General features: G+C 45.4%; 11 protein-coding genes. 3 read left to right on the top strand and 8 right to left on the bottom strand.

The window, feature by feature from the left end; all coding sequences use genetic code 11:
• Positions 1–48: 48 nt before the first annotated feature.
• The 7 genes from FTT83_RS02505 to FTT83_RS02475 form a co-directional block, all read right to left on the bottom strand.
• Positions 49–1128 (bottom strand): patatin-like phospholipase family protein, encoded by a 1080-nt coding sequence (locus tag FTT83_RS02505; RefSeq protein WP_180080178.1) that lies wholly within the window; start codon positions 1126–1128, stop codon positions 49–51.
• 163 nt (positions 1129–1291) lie between these two features.
• Entirely contained in the window at positions 1292–2392 is a 1101-nt protein-coding gene (locus tag FTT83_RS02500; RefSeq protein WP_086195224.1) for an autotransporter outer membrane beta-barrel domain-containing protein, read from the bottom strand.
• 53 nt (positions 2393–2445) lie between these two features.
• Positions 2446–4140: a hypothetical protein gene (locus FTT83_RS02495; RefSeq protein WP_086195225.1), complete on the bottom strand. Its 1695-nt coding sequence runs from the start codon at positions 4138–4140 to the stop codon at positions 2446–2448.
• 203 nt (positions 4141–4343) lie between these two features.
• On the bottom strand, positions 4344–5963 hold the full coding sequence (locus tag FTT83_RS02490; protein WP_086195226.1) for an AarF/ABC1/UbiB kinase family protein: 1620 nt from the start codon (positions 5961–5963) through the stop codon (positions 4344–4346).
• A gap of 12 nt (positions 5964–5975) precedes the next feature.
• Positions 5976–6662, bottom strand: coding sequence for an SCP2 domain-containing protein (locus tag FTT83_RS02485; RefSeq protein ID WP_086195227.1), 687 nt, complete (start codon positions 6660–6662; stop codon positions 5976–5978).
• Positions 6663–6673: 11 nt separating this feature from the next.
• Entirely contained in the window at positions 6674–7618 is a 945-nt protein-coding gene (gene ubiE / locus FTT83_RS02480) for a bifunctional demethylmenaquinone methyltransferase/2-methoxy-6-polyprenyl-1,4-benzoquinol methylase UbiE (protein ID WP_086195228.1), read from the bottom strand.
• 168 nt (positions 7619–7786) lie between these two features.
• Positions 7787–8491 carry a hypothetical protein gene (locus FTT83_RS02475; protein ID WP_086195229.1) on the bottom strand — a complete coding sequence of 235 codons (705 nt, stop codon included), beginning with the start codon at positions 8489–8491 and terminating at the stop codon, positions 7787–7789.
• Positions 8492–8697: 206 nt separating this feature from the next.
• Here FTT83_RS02475 and FTT83_RS02470 point away from each other — a divergent pair, with 206 nt between their 5' ends.
• Positions 8698–10116, top strand: coding sequence for a phosphate--AMP phosphotransferase (locus tag FTT83_RS02470; RefSeq protein WP_180176187.1), 1419 nt, complete (start codon positions 8698–8700; stop codon positions 10114–10116).
• 46 nt (positions 10117–10162) lie between these two features.
• On the opposite strand, the gene FTT83_RS02465 is transcribed toward FTT83_RS02470, so the two are convergent.
• Complete coding sequence (locus FTT83_RS02465) at positions 10163–10669, bottom strand: hypothetical protein (protein ID WP_180176209.1); 507 nt, start codon at positions 10667–10669, stop codon at positions 10163–10165.
• A gap of 184 nt (positions 10670–10853) precedes the next feature.
• Between FTT83_RS02465 and FTT83_RS02460 the strand changes: the two genes are divergently transcribed.
• Together FTT83_RS02460 and FTT83_RS02455 are read left to right on the top strand one after the other, a co-directional pair.
• Positions 10854–14546: an exodeoxyribonuclease V subunit gamma gene (locus FTT83_RS02460; RefSeq protein WP_086195231.1), complete on the top strand. Its 3693-nt coding sequence runs from the start codon at positions 10854–10856 to the stop codon at positions 14544–14546.
• 8 nt (positions 14547–14554) lie between these two features.
• Entirely contained in the window at positions 14555–18253 is a 3699-nt protein-coding gene (locus tag FTT83_RS02455) for a UvrD-helicase domain-containing protein (protein ID WP_180176186.1), read from the top strand.
• Positions 18254–18286: the final 33 nt, after the last annotated feature.

The raw sequence follows: 18286 nt of genomic DNA, 5'->3' as shown, positions 1-18286 counted from the left end.
AAACTGATTCACTTAATCAAGCGCCTATAGTTTTTCCTCTACTTGATTTTATAAATCCTGCATCAGCTGCGGAAAATTCTGTTTTTCCACCATTTCCAAAAACTCATCCCCCATGCGCTGGCTTTCTGCTATCGACTGATTCCACATTTGAATCCGCTGTTTCTGGTCCAGCCCTTTTAAAGTGAAATCTTTACGATCCGGCAAACGACCGAGTGGTAGGGACTGTAAATATTCGATTGAGGGGGAAAGCAATAAGGTGCGTGCCTGATTTTCCGGATTAGCCTTGCGCTTTTTCAACATTTTGTCAAACCAGCCCGGAGTAATGCTGTCGCTAAAATGCGGATATAGCACAATGCCTTGGCTCTGAAACGGCAGATCAAGGTGATAATCAATTAAACCGCCATCACGGTAACTGCCTTTCGGTGCATCGGGAATATCGCGGATTGCCGCCATCACTCCAGGGATAGACGCAGAAGCCATCAGCCAGGAGGTGACATTGCTGAGATTTAAAGGCTGATAATGCGTGGTAAAATCATCATCGACTTTAAATTGTGTCCCCATTTCCGGTTGGCTGATTACCCTTTGCATAAACAGACGGTTGTGCTTACGTGCCACGGCATTACTGCCAATAATGCCGGCAACCGATGCCAGTAAAGGCAGGGATCTGTCACTCTGGAAAATGTGCTGGGCTTTGACCGAGATGACGGTCAGATGATAGTCCGGATGCTCAACCAGCTGCTGTTCTTTGCCTTGCACCAGATCGAGCAGCATGTTATGGCAAATTTGCCCCACTTCCTGCCGTGACATTTTTTTATGGAAATGCAGGTTGGTATAAAGCTCCGCAAGGCGTTCGGTGCCTTCCTTCGCACCCCATGCAGCAATACTGGCAAAGCGCCAGCTACCGATGGATGAACCAATTAAGGTTCTGCGCCGTGGCGCTTGTGCCAGGAAATCGCCAAAAATGGCTTGATCGAGGCCTTGAATGCCAAGGCCTTTGGGGCCACCTGCTGCACCGGGAACAATATCGACAAAATTCGCCTGCAAACCTTCTTTTTCAATGAGTTGGCGTGCCAACCGGCCAGCACGGACATTTAGAGAAGAAGGGCGTTTTTGCAAGATTTGCATCATGATCTATCATTCAATCTACAGGTGTACTGTTATTCTAATCTGTCTGGGGTACGCAACAATGGCGAGATCATTCAGTGAATGACTGATGAGTCAGTAAAAATAAAAATCCGCATCTTACGTAAAGCTGCGGATCGATAAACGGTTTTTTAAAAGGATTTTAAGCCTAGAACATACGGATATTGAGCCCTAAAGAAGCCAGTCCATAACGTTTATCTAGGCGTGATGCCGTGACCCCGTTATAGAGAAAGGGAATATTGCCAACAAAGTTGTTCTGATAGATTTCACCCTGCAAGAAAGCAGTGATCTGTGGAGTGAAATCGTAGCTGAATTTTACGCCAAGTGTATGGTTGTCTTTAATCGCGGTATTACCAAAATTACTCACGCGATCATCAATATCGTTACGCCATAAACGCTGATATTGATAGGCAATTTGGCTTTCAAACTGTTTATAGCGCCAGTTCCATGAGCCGCCTAGGCCTGCATAATAACTATCGTAATTCAGGTCTTTCTCGATATCAAAACCAAACTCGTTGGCATTACCTTGAATGTTCAACTCATTGATAGTAATACCATCTTTTGAGCAAGGCTGAGCCAACTGTGCATTATATTGATTACTGTCATTGACTGAGATGTCCATTAAGCAGCCTGCCAGCTTAGCCTGAAGGTCAACATTGCTGACTTTTACTTTGCTATAACCTACACTGGCAAAAGCATTGAGCTGGTTCATCGGATCAAGTTTACGCGAGAAGATGGCATCGAGCTGTAGCTGAAGGTCTTCTGGGCTGTGTACCTGAACCTGATTAAAGGTTTGCTGATTCACCAAGGTTGGACTGGATTTAGATAGGGTATCTGCAGTATTACCCCAGAGGCTGGCACGGAAACTTAATGCATCGCGCTTTTTCAGCTGTAGTTCCGGCGTGTAACGTAAGGCGAGCAAGGCACTGTCAATTTTGTTGCTATCCTGACGGTATTCAATTTCACGTTGCCAGTAGCTTGCTTCAATGGACCACTGGGGATTTAGTTCATACTGACCAGACAAATGAAAACCTTGGTAATCTCCAGCTGAGCTATCACTGACCCCTTCGCTTTCACGCATATTAAATATATCAATGCTGTCATTGACTGCGTCCACGGCAAGATCTATTTGCAGTGTAGAAGCAGGAGCATTAAAGTTTTTTGCATTTAGATACGGATCATTCGGAGCAGCGTAAGCAATAGCAGTACCACCTAAAAATAATCCCAGAATGGCAGATATTTTCTTCATATTTTTTCCAGATGATAAAAAAGAGCTGCTTTGCAGCAGCTCTTTAGTTTCAATTATTGCGTTACTTTAAATTTAGCCGATACACCTGATCCATCAATTGTACCTAAAGTATATTTAGATGCGAGGACTGGAGAACCATCAGCTTTAGTAATAGCGAAAACAGGTGTTGCTTTAAGGACTGCAGTCATGGTAACTGTGTCACCTTTTAAGCTAAAATTGTTGAGCTGAGTTGCTAAAGATGCTGACAATGAACCTAAAGTCGCTGTATTTAGCGCAATTTTACCGTTACTCAGTACATCTTTATCAGCGTTTATGGTGAAAGTAGTTTTTAAGCTATTGATTGTTGAATCAACCTTAATCTCTGTACCTGCTGGAATGGTAGCTGCAGTTAATGTACCTGCATTAAAGTTAAGATTTAACTTATTTGCAGAGATCGTTAATGTTTTAGTACCAGTATTAATGTTTAATGCAGCAGTAGCAACAATTGGGCTAGCCGTTGTTGCATATGTACCTTTAGGAGTGATACCCACCAAAAGGTTATTTAAACTTGCTACTTGAATCGGGTTAGTGAGAGAAGCATTTAGTGCTGTAATCGTTTGGTTTACACCCTGTACATTAAAGCCATTCAATTCTAAATAGTCTGCATAGAAATCATTTGCATTTTGAACAGATGTAGTTGTTTCAGCTGGAAGAGTCACTGTTGGAACGTTAGTTTGAATCTGCGTAATTGCATTCGCAATGGCAGTATTAGATGTTGGAGCAGTAGGATCGGCAACAGCTGTACTGATTGCTTTAAGTGAATCTTCAACTTGAGCAGGTGCTTGAGTTAGGACAGGTGCCAAAGCAGTGACAATTTTTTCCACAGCAATAGACTCTTTGGCTTCAACAACTACGGTTTCAGTCGCTGCCTTAATACTCTCAGTACCTTGACTGAATGTCGCAGCAGGTACATTTTGAATCGCAGTTTCTACAGATTGAACATTGCTTGAAATGACTTCTGCACTTAAAGCTGCGAGGTTGGTTTGTACATTTGCCAAGTTTGCCGCAGTTTCGGCTGGTAAATCTTCTTTTACTGCTTCTACAGTTGCCGAAATTGCAGCTGTAATTGTAGCTGTGCTTGTTAAGTTATTATCTGAGGTAGGAGCAGATAATGCAGTTTGTAATGCAGAAAATGCTACAGTATTTAAGTCCGCTTGAGTGGTGCTACCGCCTAGAGACGCGACAACGGTTTGAATCTGTTCAACCATTTGTTGTACTGCAACCGTCTTTGCATAGACAGCCTGATCTTTCATTGGATCTACTGAAAGTAAATCTTTACCTGCTAAGCCCAAAGCCGTTGCAATTTTTGTGGTTGCTTCTTCAGGTGTAGCACCCGCTGTGATACTGGCTTGAATGAGTGTAGTAATTGGCGAAACTACAATGGTGTTTTGCTCATTTGATGTACGTTTTGGCGCTTTAATTTCTCCAGTAAACGGTAAATCAGTCGCTGTGTCGATACCACCAGTGATGGTTACAGGACTTGATGTACAGCCTTGAGGGAAGGTGAATGTACCGTCACTTTTTGTTGTTGTGGTAGCATTATTACATTCAGTGAAAGTTACTGTAGCACCTGCTAGTGGCCCATCTACAGCCAGACCGCTAATAGTGGGTGCAGCAGGCGTAGACGAACTACTTCCCCCACCACCACAAGCCGCCAATAATGAAGTTGCAATTGCTAATGTTGTTAGTTTAAAAGTTCGATTGAACATAGTATTCCCTAAAGCCTAAGTTTTAGTTATGAGTGATGCTTAACTTTATAACAAAAAAATGGTTAAAAAATAAGTGAAAAAAACACCTAAATTGAACTAAATGCAACAAATCATTATAAATAATAATTGAATAATCACTTTAGATATTATGAAAAAAATCAGCCCATTATAAACGGGCTGATATTATTTTTGAATAGAGAATCTTATTTCGCAATTCGCCAGACAGCCAGCAAGCTCACAAGTATGATCAGAATAATAGATACATACCATGGTGCAATAATCGCAATGGATAGCAAAATGGCCATAATGCTGCCAAAAATCCAGCTGCGTTTTTGCTGATGTTCCATTTGCAGACGCATGCTTTGCAGTTCATGCAATTGTTTGGAATGCCAGGCGGACTGGTTTTTTAAACCATTCAGGCTGTCAATCATCAGACTTGGTAAATCCTGTGCACCCAGCAGAAGGTCTGGAATTTGCTGACCAATTTCCTTCATGTTTTTCACTGGATTCATATTGACTTTAATCCAGTCAGTTAGAATCGGTTTCGCCAGTTTCCAGATATCAAGGTCCGGGTAGAGGTCGGTGCCCAAACCTTCTACATGAACCAGTGTTTTCAGCAATAACATCAGCTGCGGAGGAATTTCCAGATGGAAACGGCGGGCGATATCCATCACTTGAATCAGGATGCCGGCAAAGTCCAACTCGCTCATCGGTTTTGATACCATTGGACCTACGGTGCGACGCATTTCACGGGCCAGAGCATCCTGGTCGGTACCCGGTGGAATCCAGCCAGCTTGGTGCACAATCTGAATCAGCTGCATAAAGTTACTGTTCATGACCGCAAGTAACATGCGTGCTACGGTCATCTGGTCATGCTTGGAGAGCTCACCCATAATCGCACAGTCCAGTGCAATAAAGCGTGGATTAGCTGGATTAATGGTTTCGACAAACACGTTACCAGGATGCATGTCGGCATGGAAGAAGTTGTCACGGAACACTTGGGTAAAGAAAATGGTCAGGCCTTTTTCTGCCAGGTCCGCACGATTCATACCCATCTGGTCAAAAGTCGCGGTATCAGAAATCGGAACCCCGGTGATGCGTTCAGCAACCATGACATCTTTGCTGTCCATATACACTTCAGGCACATACATCATGCTAGAGCCGGTGAAGTAATGGCGCATGCGACGGGTATTGTCGGCTTCTAGGGTCAAATCCAGCTCATTTAAAATGATCTGACGATAGTCCTGAATAATTTCCGATAAATGCAGGGCACGTGCTGCTTCCAGACGTTTTTCCAGCGCTGCTCCCAGCCAGTCCAAAATTTCAAAATCTTGCAGAATTTGAGTGCGGATATTGGGGCGTGTAACTTTCACCACCACTTCGCGACCATCATGTAACGCTGCAGTATGTACTTGTGCAATCGAGGCAGCGGCCAAGGGTTGCGCATCGAAGCGGGCAAACAGCGTGTTGACATCGGCTTTGAGCGATTCTTGAATGCGGGTTTTGGCAACGCTATTGTCAAATGGTTTGACTCGGTCTTGCAGTAATACCAGCTGTTGTAACACTTCAGGTGGCATCAGGTCGCGACGAGTAGAAAGTAGCTGTCCCAATTTAATCGCCAGCGGTCCCATTTCCTCTAAAGCCTGTTTCAGCTTGAGGGGATTTTTACGTTCACGGCTTGACCATGCCGCAGGGTGCATGCGAATGAAACTTAAAGCATGGCGGGCTTTTTCCGGTAATTCTTCCGCAGGAAACAACGTGTCGAGTCTATAGTGCGCGGCAATGCGCCAAAGTTCGAGTAAACGTGAAACGTGCGGAATCATAAATGTAATTACCTAGTCTTGAGATGAAGCGGGTGTATCTGAATCAGCATCAATCTGTGCCTGAAGCTGTTGAATCTTGGCTTCAGCACGGTCTAAATTTTGATTGAAAATTCGGGTATCTTGTTGCAGATCGTCCATTTGCCAACGTGCAGCAAATAAACCTGTATCTTCTTTTAACGCATCTTCAGCAAAGAATAAATAACTTTCTAAGGAACGTTTTAAATGTTTTGGTGCCAGCTGGATTTTACCCAGTTCATGTGCAAGGGCAGGACCAATCCAGGGACTTAAATGGGCAGCAAGATCAGGTTCAGCTTGTTGCATGATGCGCTGAATATCCTGTAGCAGGTGATAGTCACCCTGTAGCGGAATATTGCCCACATTATCTGCCAGCAGCAGTTTGATCAGCTCAACCACATTTTTAACCTGTAAGGTTGCGGTGGCTGGCATAATAGATGTTTGTTGCGGGTCAAACGGGCGTTGCTCAAAAATGGACGGACGTTCTGCCTGACCGGTGACGGTCGGTTTTAGGCGCACTTTATTTTCGTCAAAAAACACATCAACAGAGAGTTGCGGTGAGTCAATCACCACCCGCAGCATCTTGCCTTGCAACTGATTCAGCTGGATGCGGGTAATGGCATCCAGATCAATCACATGATGAATTAACCGTTCAACTGCACCCAGTGCCAGAATCGACCACATAGTATAAAACCTTAAAGTTTAAAGCCGCGGTGAACCGCCACAATACCACCCGTCAGGTTGTGGTAATCACAGTTCTGGAAGCCGGCATTTTCCATCATCCCTTTTAATGTGCGTTGGTCTGGGTGCATACGGATGGATTCGGCTAAATATTTATAACTTTCAGAATCGTTGGCAATAATTTTACCCATAATCGGTAAAGCCGTGAATGAATACAGGTCATACAGTTTAGAGAATGGCTCAAACACCGGTTTAGAGAATTCAAGTACCAGCAAACGGCCACCTGGCTTAAGCACGCGGTACATGGCAGCCAGCGCAGCATCTTTATCGGTCACGTTACGTAAACCGAAGCTGATGGTCAACAAGTCAAAACTGTTGTCTGCAAAGGGTTCCAGTGTTTCAGCATTGGCCAAAACGAAGTCTACATTGGTACAGCCAGCATCAGTCAGGCGGTCACGACCGACGTTCAGCATAGACTCGTTAATGTCAGACAATACCACATGACCGGTAGGACCGACTTCACGGCTAAAGACTTTGGCCAGGTCCCCTGTACCGCCGGCAATATCCAGCACATGCTGACCACGGCGTACGCCTGACATATTAATGGCAAAACGTTTCCATAAGCGGTGAATACCGAATGACATCAGGTCATTCATGATGTCGTATTTGCTGGCGACTGAATGGAAAACTTCCGCCACTTTCTGGGCTTTATCTTCACTGCTGACGGTCTGGTAACCGAAGTGGGTAGTCGGACCGACATTACCAGTGTTGGCGCCACGAGGCAGATTGTATTTGGGTACTGAACCGGTCACTGGCGTATCGGTTAACTGTTGTTGTAAAGATTGTTGCTGACCTTGGGCAGTGCCTTGCGGAAGAGGCTCAGTTAAGAAAGGACTCACTTTGTCTGTATTTTGTGCCGACTCAGGGGTAGAGGGAGGCGTTTGCTTTTCGTTAGACATTAGAGTCACTCCTAACATAAAAATAGGGTTAATGTTGCAGTGCTTGCATGATGACAGATTCTAGGACGTTGTACAGCAATCCGCATGCAATTGTTATGAATAATATACATAAAATCTGCTCTGTGTTTTTATTCACTGCGCAATTTGTTATTTCCATCACAACATAATTTACTGAAACGGGTGAGGATCGCCTGCGTGAACCTTATGGATAATCTGACGTTCAACTGCGGTAAAATCCTTCACGAATTTCTCAGCTGACTTTAACGGTTTCATGGCCAAAAAGCCATCCTGCATAAATTCATACATGATGTTGAAATTATATTTGCTGGCTGCTCCCTTACACATTTTAAATGCAGCCTGAACCATAAACGAGCGCATGTATTTATCCAGGCTAAAACCCAGCTGGTCGAGTAAATCCAGCTGTTTTAAACGAGACTGCCCCTGATCGAGTTTAAGATAAGTCAAACGCATCATCTCATCATTTAAAGCTTCGTGCGGATGATAATCTTCAAGTAGCTGCATGGCCACTTGTTCATCCAGCTGTACCGCCAAAATGGCTAAAGATACCCCTGATGTGCCTGTTTTCACCGCATTTTCAGGAATCAGCTTTTCAGCCTTGTGTGCATATTTCATCAAGCGGGCAATCTGCTCAGCCAGTGCGTCAAAATCTGGACCGCCATAGAGACGGTTCAGAAAATACTCTGACATCAATACATTCTGCTTTTCAGCAAACTGTTTACTATGGGTGGCCTGCATGCGCTGTTTTTGCCAGGCCTGTACATCTTGCAGGCGCCGAAAAATGTCAGGATTTTGATGATAATTCAATTGATAATACAATTCTAAAAGATCATCCAATGCAGCCAGTTTAGACATGCTGTGTCTCTATTATTTTTTAGATGGCTAAATATTAGAGCGAGACGGGCAAAGTCGCTATGACAAACAGCAAGAAAAATGGTTTAAATTAAGTCAGTTTGCCGGGAATCGCAGCAATTCTGAGCAACATAAACACTATGTGGTCAAATTTAGTCTAGGATTATGCTTGAATAGACTGAAATTTAGAAAAAAGGATAGGGGAAAAGATGACACTGAAAAAAACAAAAAATCTGCTGCTGGATGAAGATGAACTTTCCCTGAATTTGATTGAAGCACAATATCAGTTAAGAAATACCCGTGGTCAGAGTAATGCCAAAAGCGTACTGGTGCTGGTCAATGGCATTGAACTGGCTGGAAAGGGCGAGGCGGTGAAGCAGCTGCGTGAATGGGTCGATCCGCGTTATTTACTGGTTAAGGCTGATGCCGCCAACATGTTCAATAACACACAGACCTACTGGCAGCCGTATGCAAGCTTTATTCCTGCCGAAGGCCAGCTCATGGTGTTGTTTGGCAACTGGTATAGTGATTTGCTGGCCACCGCCCTGCATGTATCCAAGCCTCTGGATGAATCGCAGTTTGATACCTATATTGCCAATATGCAGGCTTTTGAGCAGGACTTAAAAAATAATCATGTCGATGTGGTGAAGGTCTGGTTTGATCTGTCTTGGAAATCTTTGCAAAAGCGAATGGATAATCTGGATCCCCATGAAGTGCGCTGGCATAAATTACATGGTCTGGACTGGCGTAATAAAAAGCAGTACGACAGTTTGCAAAAGCTCAGCCAGCGTTTTACCAAGGATTGGAACATCATTGATTGCGAGGATGAAAAATTACGTAATCAACAATTTGCACAGATCATTTTGGCGGCTATGAAAAACTGTCCGGAGCATTTGAGCGAAGTAGAAACCGAATGGGAACAGGCGCCTGTTCCAGAGTTGTTGCTGCATCCAGAAAATCAGTCCACGACCAAAGAAGACTATAAAAAAGAGCTGAAAGAACTATCTGTAAAAGTGGCCGAGGCGCTACGTTTTGATGACCGTAAAGCCATTATTGTATTTGAAGGTATGGATGCGGCAGGCAAGGGCGGTACCATCAAACGGCTGGTGAAAAATCTTGATCCGCGGGAATATGACATTCATAGTATTTCGGCTCCTGAACGATATGAGATGCGTCATCCGTATTTGTGGCGTTTCTGGACCAAGTTGCAGACTGATGAAGACATCCGGATTTTTGACCGTTCCTGGTATGGACGGGTGCTGGTGGAACGCGTGGAGGGACTGGTCAGTGAGCATGCGTGGCAGCGGGCGTATGATGAAATTAACCGCTTTGAAAGGGATATGGCCAATAGTCAAACTGTAGTGATCAAATTCTGGCTGGCGATTAGCAAGGATGAGCAGGCCGCCCGTTTTAAAGCCCGTGAAGAGACGCCAAACAAACGCTTTAAAATCACTCCAGAGGATTGGCGCAATCGGGAAAAATGGGATGCTTATTTGGATGCAGCTGCGGATATGTTCGAACATACCAGCACCACTTATGCACCGTGGCATATTATTGCCAACGATGACAAAAATACCGCACGTTTAGAAATATTAAGAACCATTTTAAAGCAGCTGAGAACCAATTAGGTTCTCAGCTGCAAGCGGAATTTTTTATTAATAGAGCGAGGGATGATTAACTCGCCGCTTGGGCTTGCTGTTTTTGTTGAATCCCTTTGGCAATTTTGTAACAGTCTTCTACGTGAGCTTCGGCGACTTTCTTCATCACAATGTAGCCTAAACTTGCAGCAACAAGTTGACCACCTAGCGGAATAAATTTAGTCACCTGTTTGGTGATGACCTTTGCTACCACATTGTTGAGGGATTTTTTCACTGCGGTACGTGCCACCACCAGGCCGGAAAATTCTACCCCCCGTTTACGCAGTTCATGCCAGTGTACTTTTTTGGTTTCAGGGTCATAGACACTGATTTGTTCCGGAGCCAAACCAAAACGTGCATTCACTTCCGGAATGAGTTGTGACAAAATTCCGACATCGATGACCACATCCAGAAATGGAACCGGAATGACGGCTGCACCTGCAGAACAGTAAGCACGTTTTTTGACAAGTTCCAGGCATTCTGCCCGAATGCTTTCCAAGTCTAACTGAGGATCGATTGTGTCTGGAATTTTATCTATTTTCATCATGTAAATACCTTAAATTTTGTGTTATTTGTTCTATTCAACCATCATTAAGGTGTGAATTTCAAAGCCTTTTTAAAGCTAATGTGCAGTTAAAACTGACATAGACAGACGCCGTTGTATAGTAAATAATCTTTATGCTTTTGTAGGCGTTTCATTTTTTAAAAAATATTGGGGTAATGCAGTCATGGCCATTCATGTGATTCAAAGTCAGCGTATAGACGTGCTGGTGCACGCCATGCTGACGACCGTGAATAAGCCTGCCACAACACCTTTTCAGCTGCTGCAAACTCAACACTTTATTGTGCCGTCGCATGCGGTTGAAGCCTGGCTGACCCAAAAGCTGGCAGAGCAAAAAGGCATCAGTGCCAATACCCAGTTTCATCACCGGATTCGTGGTTTCCAATGGTCAGCCTATCAATGGGTGCTGGTCGATCAAAAAGAGCAGGTGCGTAAAGCCAATATTCCACGAATTATTATCAAGTGGCGCGTGTTTCAGGCATTAAAAGCCTTTATTCAGGGCGAAAAAAATTCTTTACAGCTTGATCATCCTTTATATTCCATCGTACAGCGGATTTATGACAGCGCCGACCGTTTGGAACAGGGCATTGAAAAGCAGCTGAAAAAGCAGGGCATGCTGTATTGGGTGGCAGAGCAGGTATCACGCCTGTTTAGCCATTACATGGAATATCGCGGCCATTGCCAGAAAAATTGCCCTCCCAATATGTGCAGCTGTCCAACTAACTGGCTGCAGGCTTGGGGACAAAATAAAGAACTTCCGATTGAGGACATGTTCTTTAAAACCAATAGCGACATTTCTGAATTTACCCTGAATCAGGCGCGTGAACTGGAAGCCTGGCAGCGTTGGCTGTGGCAGGAAGTGTTTCATCAGGACTTTGAACAGATGCAGAGTATTGATGCTATGTTCTGGGAAACGCTGGATCATCCTGAGACCCGCAAGGCAGCATTAAAAAAATTGCCACAACAACTGGTAATTTTTACCCTGCTGGATTTGCCTCCCATGCAGCTGGAGTTTTTACGCCGTCTGGGGCAGTACCTTGATATTTATATTCTGCATTACAACCCTTCACAGGAATATTGGGCCGACAGTGTCGATCCGAACTGGAAAGCACGTTACGACCTCAGGGTCAAAGAACGCTTTATTGCGAAAAACCCCAAAGCCAGTGATGCCGACATTGAACAGTTTTTCCAGGAATTTACTTTAAATTTCAATGCAGAACAGCGCGAGTCGCGTCATCCTTTGTTGACCCGTTTTGGCAAGCAGGCGCGTGACCATTTCTCCCTGTTATCGAATTTATCTTCGGGGGAAGATGGGGTCTGGGCAGATGCCTTTATTGATGAATATAAAGCGAATTTACTCGGTAAAATCCAGTCTGATATTTTGTATCTGGTGGAGCCAGAGCAGCATCAATATGTACTGGATGAACAGGATGATTCGATACAAATTCATGTTTGCCATTCCAGTTTGCGCCAGCTGGAAGTGTTAAAAGAACAGCTGATTCACTGGCTGGCACAGGGCACCAAAGAAGCACCGCGTAGACCCAGTGATATTTTGGTGCTCAGCCCAAGCTTAAGCGAGCTTGAACCGCTGATCCGCAGCGTATTTGCACCGCCACCCAGCGAACGTGACCTGATTCAGCATAAAGCCGGCAGCAGTCATCAACTGTCCAAAGACAGTGTATATCTGCCCATTCAAATTGCCGGTGTGGCACAACTGGATGCGTTGAATGCTTGGCGAGCGGTACTGGGCCGGATTGAACTGATTCAGGGGCGTTTCAGTATTGAAGATTTTGCCGACTGGCTGAGTTTAAGCGCGACCCAGCAGCGTTACAGTCTGGACGTCAATGCCATTGAACGCATTACGGAATTGCTGATTGCTGCCGGTTTTAAACGCGGACTGGATGCCGAGCATTTAAAGCGTAGCCTGTGCGAAGGCGATGAAGACTATCGTTTTAGTTTTAAATTTGCGCTCGACCGTTTGGCCTTGGGGATTGCCATTCCTGAGCATCGCCTGTTTCAGGGCACGCTCAGTTTTGCCCAGGTCCTGCCCAGCGATTTTGAGCTGATTGGCAAGCTGATCCAGATTTATCAGGATTTTGACGCGCGCCGGGACTGGATGATTGCGCATGAGCAAGGACAAAATGTCCCTGTAGAGCAGTGGCTAAAACGCCTGATGCAGGATCTTGCCGAGTTTGAAGAAACTGGCGTCGAGTCATTATCGACCGTGTATAAAATCATTAAAAAACAGGAACGAATGCTGACACTGGCCAGTTTCTACGATGAGCACGATCATCATGCCTTGCGCAGTTTAAGCCTGCCTCTGCCTTATCTGTTGGCAGAAATTAATAACACCTTGGAAATGCAGCTGGACCATGCTGAACCGACCGGGCAGATTACTTTTAGCCAGATCGGGCAGATTCGTCCTGTGCCGTATAAGCTGATTGTGATGTTGGGACTGGACAGTGGTAAGTTTCCCAATCGTAGCCAGCATTTACCTTTTGATTTGATGGATTTGCTCAAACCGCAGCTCGGCGACCGTTCCCGTCTGGAAGATGATCAGGGGGCATTTTTAGATCACCTGCTATTGGCGCAGGACAACCTGTGGCTGTTTTATAATGGCTTCGACATTAACGATGGTGAAGTGCGTGATCCATCCACTGTGGTACAGGAACTGGTACAGCATCTGGCCTATATTGTGCAGAACAAAAGGCCCGATGCGGAAGCCGATGAAACGGTAATCATCGGCGGTGTAGAGGTGCCTGAACAACTACGCTCGCTGTATCATGTGCATCCCTTATTACCTTTTGATCCACTGGGCTTTGAATCGGCCCGACCGGTGCGTTATCAGGATCAGTGGTTTTGTATAGCGGGACAGATTCGGCATGCCACCGGACAGCGTTCATCTTGGGTGAATACGCCTTATCAGCATCTGCAGCAGGATGTCTTGGTGCTGGACAGTCATCAATGGATTCAGGATGTGACGTTTCCGGCACGTTTATATTTAAAAACCTTGGGGGTGGAAAACCTGCGCCCTGAAGATCTGCCTGCGGTACAGGAACCCTTGTTGCTGGATGGTTTGGGGCGTTATGCCGTGCGCCAGTTTCTGCAAAAACAGGAGGGGACTGCTCAACCTGAATTGTTGATGGATCAGCTGCCGATAGGCAAACTGCAACAAAGCAGCTGGCAAATGAGTCTGGTTGAACAGCAGCGTTTAAAAGACCGCTTGCTGAAATATGCCCCTGAAGTGACTCCGACCACACAGCAAGTGTGGAAGGTGAATGATCACATGTATATGAACATTCATTTGCCGAAAAATGGCGCAGAAAAATGGGTCAGTCTGGATGCTTCAAGCGCGCGTGCCAAGCGCCGTGCCAAAGTCTGGCTGGAATATCTGCTCTGGCTGGCTTATCTGAATCTGGGTGATGGTGGCGAAAAACTGGCGCGGATTGTGGTGTTTAGTGACCGGACCATCTTGTGTCATGGCGTGACATCCAATAAAGCCCGTGAATGGCTGGATCACTGGCTGGCGGCCTGGAAATATGGACAAAGCCAGCCGTTGGTGTTGCCTGCGGCCTTGCTGCTTAAAATTGCTGAGAAAGACAAACAGCATAACTGGCAAGCCAATGAGCAGAACCAGATGTGCATTGACGATATGGATGTGATCTATAAAGACTGGCATGAAGATGGCAAGTTCAGCGGCTTTTCTGTGGCGGATAATGAAGCCACCCAAATGCACCGCGACTGGCAGTTTATTTTACAGGAACAGGATGCAACTGCATTGCTGGAAGATGCCTGCGCACAATTTTCCTATCAGCTCTATCAACCGGTATTTATGCATCAACAGGCCATTGAAGAATAAAAAATAAGATGAATTCTCCCCAAATATTAACTCAAATGTCTTTTAACCCGATTGTCGACATGCAATTCCAGGGTTTGCACTGGATTGAGGCTTCGGCCGGTACCGGAAAGACCTTTACCCTGTCCAGTCTGATGGTGCGGATTTTTCTCGGGCCATATCTGCCTAATCAGGTGATTGCCACCACCTTTACCCGTGCCGCCGCTGCAGAACTGAAAAACCGTATTCGGGCACGTCTGGTGGAAACCTTGCGTTATTTTGAACGCTGTCAGACCCTGACCGAGACTGAAATTCAGGCCAAAATTGCCGCTGAAACAGATCCCTTATTTCAAAAGGTGCTGAGTGACTATGCTACGCGAGTGGATTTTGCCCGGGAACGTTTAAAACTGGTGATTGACCAGCTGGATGAAGTGTTTGTCGGTACATTGGATAGCTTTAGCCAAAAGCTGTTGCGCGAGTTTTCTTTTGAAAGCGGCAAAATTGAACGGGCCGATATTACCGATGATGCCAAAAGCTATACTTACCAGCTGATTCATGATGTGCTGCGTGAATGGATTCAGTTGCAGCCACAAAATGTGGTGGACTATTTGCTACTGAATCAAAAGCTGAAGTCACAGGAAGCTTATGTGCCAGTAGTGGAAAATAGCCTGAACTTTGCTTCGGCACAGTTTCAGGAAGTGCAGGCGCCCGAGCTGGATTTAAAGCAGTTTGAGCAGTTGGTGGATGAGTTTATCCAGCTGGATTTAAGCCTGATTGCCGGATTGAGTGAATATTATTCCGCAGATGGTCAGTATCATTCGGTCATTGGCAAAAAATGGCGCACTGATAGCATGATGCAGCGTACGCTGTGTGAGGATTTACCGGCTTTTATTCAGGCTTTGGCTGAACAGCGCAGCTATGCCTTATTTGCCCCGCATTTTGAAACGACCCTGAAAAATCTGACCGATCTGGCAACGAAAAAAGTCCTGAATAAATGTGCAGAAGAGGTATTGCATCAGTTTGAACAGCACTCAGTGATGCAAGCGCTAAAAAGTTTTTGCGAAGCTTTGTCCAAGCTCAATCTGGATCTGGATTTGCTGGATGCCTATCTGAAGTTTTATTTAAGTAAAGAAGTCAAAAAACGCTTGCCGCAAGTGCTGCAGCAAAAAAGCGAAACCACTTTTGCCCAGCAAATTCGTACTCTTTCAGAAGCCTTGCAAGGTGAGCAGGGACTACGCTTTGCCAAGTTTGTGCAGGCACGTTATCCCCTGATTTTAGTAGATGAATTTCAGGACACCAATCAGGATCAGGACAATATGTTGGCGCGGATCTGGCGCGACCAGAAGCGCTATATGCAAGGTTGCATGATCATGGTCGGTGACCCGAAACAGGCGATTTATGGTTTCCGTGGCGGCGACATGCTGACCTATAACAAAGCCCGTGCCGATGTGCTGTCCAAACAGGGACGGCAATACAGCCTGCGCCATAATCACCGTTCGGTTAAAGTGCTGGTGCAGGCGGTGGATGCCCTGTTTCAGCGGCAGATGGACTTTGGTGAAGAGGTGATTTATAGCCCAGTTGAAGCCGGCTCGCGTCCTCATCCGGCACTCATCGATGCAGAGGGTGAAAATCATCAACCGCTGCGCTGGCTGTTGCTGAATGATAAAAAGGACGAGCCGATTCAGGTCGCCTGGAAAATTCGTGATTTACTCAATCAGGGCATTGAAGAAAAACTCTATCTGGCGGAAAAAACTGGTCCCAGATATCTGATTGAAAATGACATCGCAATTTTATCGAAAAACCATGATGGTCTGGATAAAGCCCAGTATGAATTGGAGCGTCTGGGCATTCGGGTCAATCGTCCATCGAAACGCAGTGTGTTTGATCATGCTATTGCCAAAGATGTTGGGGCGGTACTGGCAGCCATTATGCATCCTTATGACGAAGGCAAAATCAAGCGGGCTTTACTCAGCCGTCTATTAGGCTTTAATTTGCAGCAATTGATACAGCTTGCAGCCCAGGCCGATGGTTTGAGCCAGTTCATTTACAACTTTGATTGCATTCGGGAAATGTGGCTGCAAAAAGGCTTTTTAACCGCGTGGCAATATTGTCTGAATTTATTTCAGGTCTGGAAAAACCTGGTGGCCACCCAGAGCCGCGATAATGAACGTAGCGTGGTTAATCTGCGTCATCTGACCGAATTATTATGTCAGCACAGTGAACAGTATCAGGGCGCGCAAAAGCTTTATCATTGGTATCTGAAACAGCTGCAATCTCCAGCGGAACGTGAGTGGGAACTGGAACGCAAACTGTCCAATGAGGCAGGGGTGCAACTGATGACCATTCACCAGTCTAAAGGACTGGAATTTAAAATTGTGTTCCTGCTTGGGGCAGATAAAGATTTTAGGGAAATGAACAAAACCCTAAACTTTTCCACGGTAGAACATGTTCATCCGGTGACCGGGAAAGTGGATATTCAGCGTGTGGTTGCGGTGAATGACAAGCATTTGCTCGATCAAAACGCAATTGATCAGCACAATGCCCGTGCTGTCGCAGAGCAGCATCGGCTTTGGTATGTGGCCCTGACCCGGGCCAGCCATCGGGTTTATGCCTTGTTACAGGATCAGGAAGGCAAGTCCAATCATGGTTTGGCTTTCTGGCGCGGGCAAGACTTTGAGCATCCCGCCAGTGCTGAAGAAGCATTACTGATTGAAAGACCGGTCAAGCTGCAAGCCAAGCAGCAGGAACTTTTGCCTTTACAGGCTTTGCAATTCCCTAGTCAGCGCTTTTATCCACGTTCCAAAACCAGTTTCAGTGCCTTGGCCCAGCATTTAAGCCGTAAACAGGCTATGGATGCGCTGGCGGTGAATACCGAGCAAATGCCAAGTGCCGCAGATGAAATCCATGTGATTGAAGTAATTGAGATTGTTGCCAACCAACCGTTGGCATGGATCAAACGCAATTTTCCGATGGGCACAGTGGCAGGAACATTCCTGCATGAAATTTTCGAACATATTGATTTTAAAGATCAGCAAGACTGGTCTTTGGAAATCCGACGCCGTTTTAAAAATGATTATCCTGCTTTGTGGCAAGAACTTTCGTTAAAATATGAGCAGGAGTTTCAGCAGGTCGATGAAGAACAGCTGATTGGCTGGATGAGTGAATGGCTAGCCGAGGTGTTAACGACACCCTTACATCAGGATTTTCAGCTCAATCAACTGAATGAACATGAATATCTGGCTGAATTTCCGTTTTATCTGTCCTTGTCAGATCATGTTTTGGCCATCCAGCGTATTCATCAGCTCTATGCAGAACATGGTATTGAGATGCTAGATTTTAACCCGGCCAATTCTGCACGCTATCTCACCGGTTCCATCGATTTGGTGTATTTTGATGGCCAGCATTATCACATCGCCGATTATAAAAGTAACTTTTTAGGCACCGATCAATCGCATTATGTTGAGATGGAAATTAAGCAGAGCATGTCGCATGCCAGCTATTGGCTACAGGCTGGTTTGTATCTGGTTGCATTGCATCGCTATTTAACGGTACAGCTGCAGGATTATGACATTGAAAAACATTTGGGTGGCGCAAGTTATCTGTATTTGCGCGGCATGAATGGGCAGGCGCAACAGGGCTTTTATCATTGGAAGCCGGAGGCCGAATTTATACTACGGCTTGATGCTATTTTAGGCAGTTTTACTGAAGATAAAAACAGCAAAATAGCCTGATTTATGAAAATTAATGGCTTTTAAACAATAGAT

The organism is Acinetobacter sp. YH01018, assembly GCF_013420295.1.
Lineage (GTDB): Bacteria > Pseudomonadota > Gammaproteobacteria > Pseudomonadales > Moraxellaceae > Acinetobacter.
Note: the sequence above shows the minus strand (reverse complement) of the source record. Positions and strands in the feature narration are given on the sequence as shown.

Excerpts from the sequence above, each read along its gene's own strand:
- FTT83_RS02505 (WP_180080178.1), bottom strand. The coding sequence starts at position 1,128 with ATGATGCAAATCTTGCAAAAACGCCCTTCTTCTCTAAATGTCCGTGCT.
- FTT83_RS02500 (WP_086195224.1), bottom strand. The coding sequence starts at position 2,392 with ATGAAGAAAATATCTGCCATTCTGGGATTATTTTTAGGTGGTACTGCT.
- FTT83_RS02495 (WP_086195225.1), bottom strand. The coding sequence starts at position 4,140 with ATGTTCAATCGAACTTTTAAACTAACAACATTAGCAATTGCAACTTCA.
- FTT83_RS02490 (WP_086195226.1), bottom strand. The coding sequence starts at position 5,963 with ATGATTCCGCACGTTTCACGTTTACTCGAACTTTGGCGCATTGCCGCG.
- FTT83_RS02485 (WP_086195227.1), bottom strand. The coding sequence starts at position 6,662 with ATGTGGTCGATTCTGGCACTGGGTGCAGTTGAACGGTTAATTCATCAT.
- ubiE (WP_086195228.1), bottom strand. The coding sequence starts at position 7,618 with ATGTCTAACGAAAAGCAAACGCCTCCCTCTACCCCTGAGTCGGCACAA.
- FTT83_RS02475 (WP_086195229.1), bottom strand. The coding sequence starts at position 8,491 with ATGTCTAAACTGGCTGCATTGGATGATCTTTTAGAATTGTATTATCAA.
- FTT83_RS02470 (WP_180176187.1), top strand. The coding sequence starts at position 8,698 with ATGACACTGAAAAAAACAAAAAATCTGCTGCTGGATGAAGATGAACTT.
- FTT83_RS02465 (WP_180176209.1), bottom strand. The coding sequence starts at position 10,669 with ATGAAAATAGATAAAATTCCAGACACAATCGATCCTCAGTTAGACTTG.
- FTT83_RS02460 (WP_086195231.1), top strand. The coding sequence starts at position 10,854 with ATGGCCATTCATGTGATTCAAAGTCAGCGTATAGACGTGCTGGTGCAC.
- FTT83_RS02455 (WP_180176186.1), top strand. The coding sequence starts at position 14,555 with ATGAATTCTCCCCAAATATTAACTCAAATGTCTTTTAACCCGATTGTC.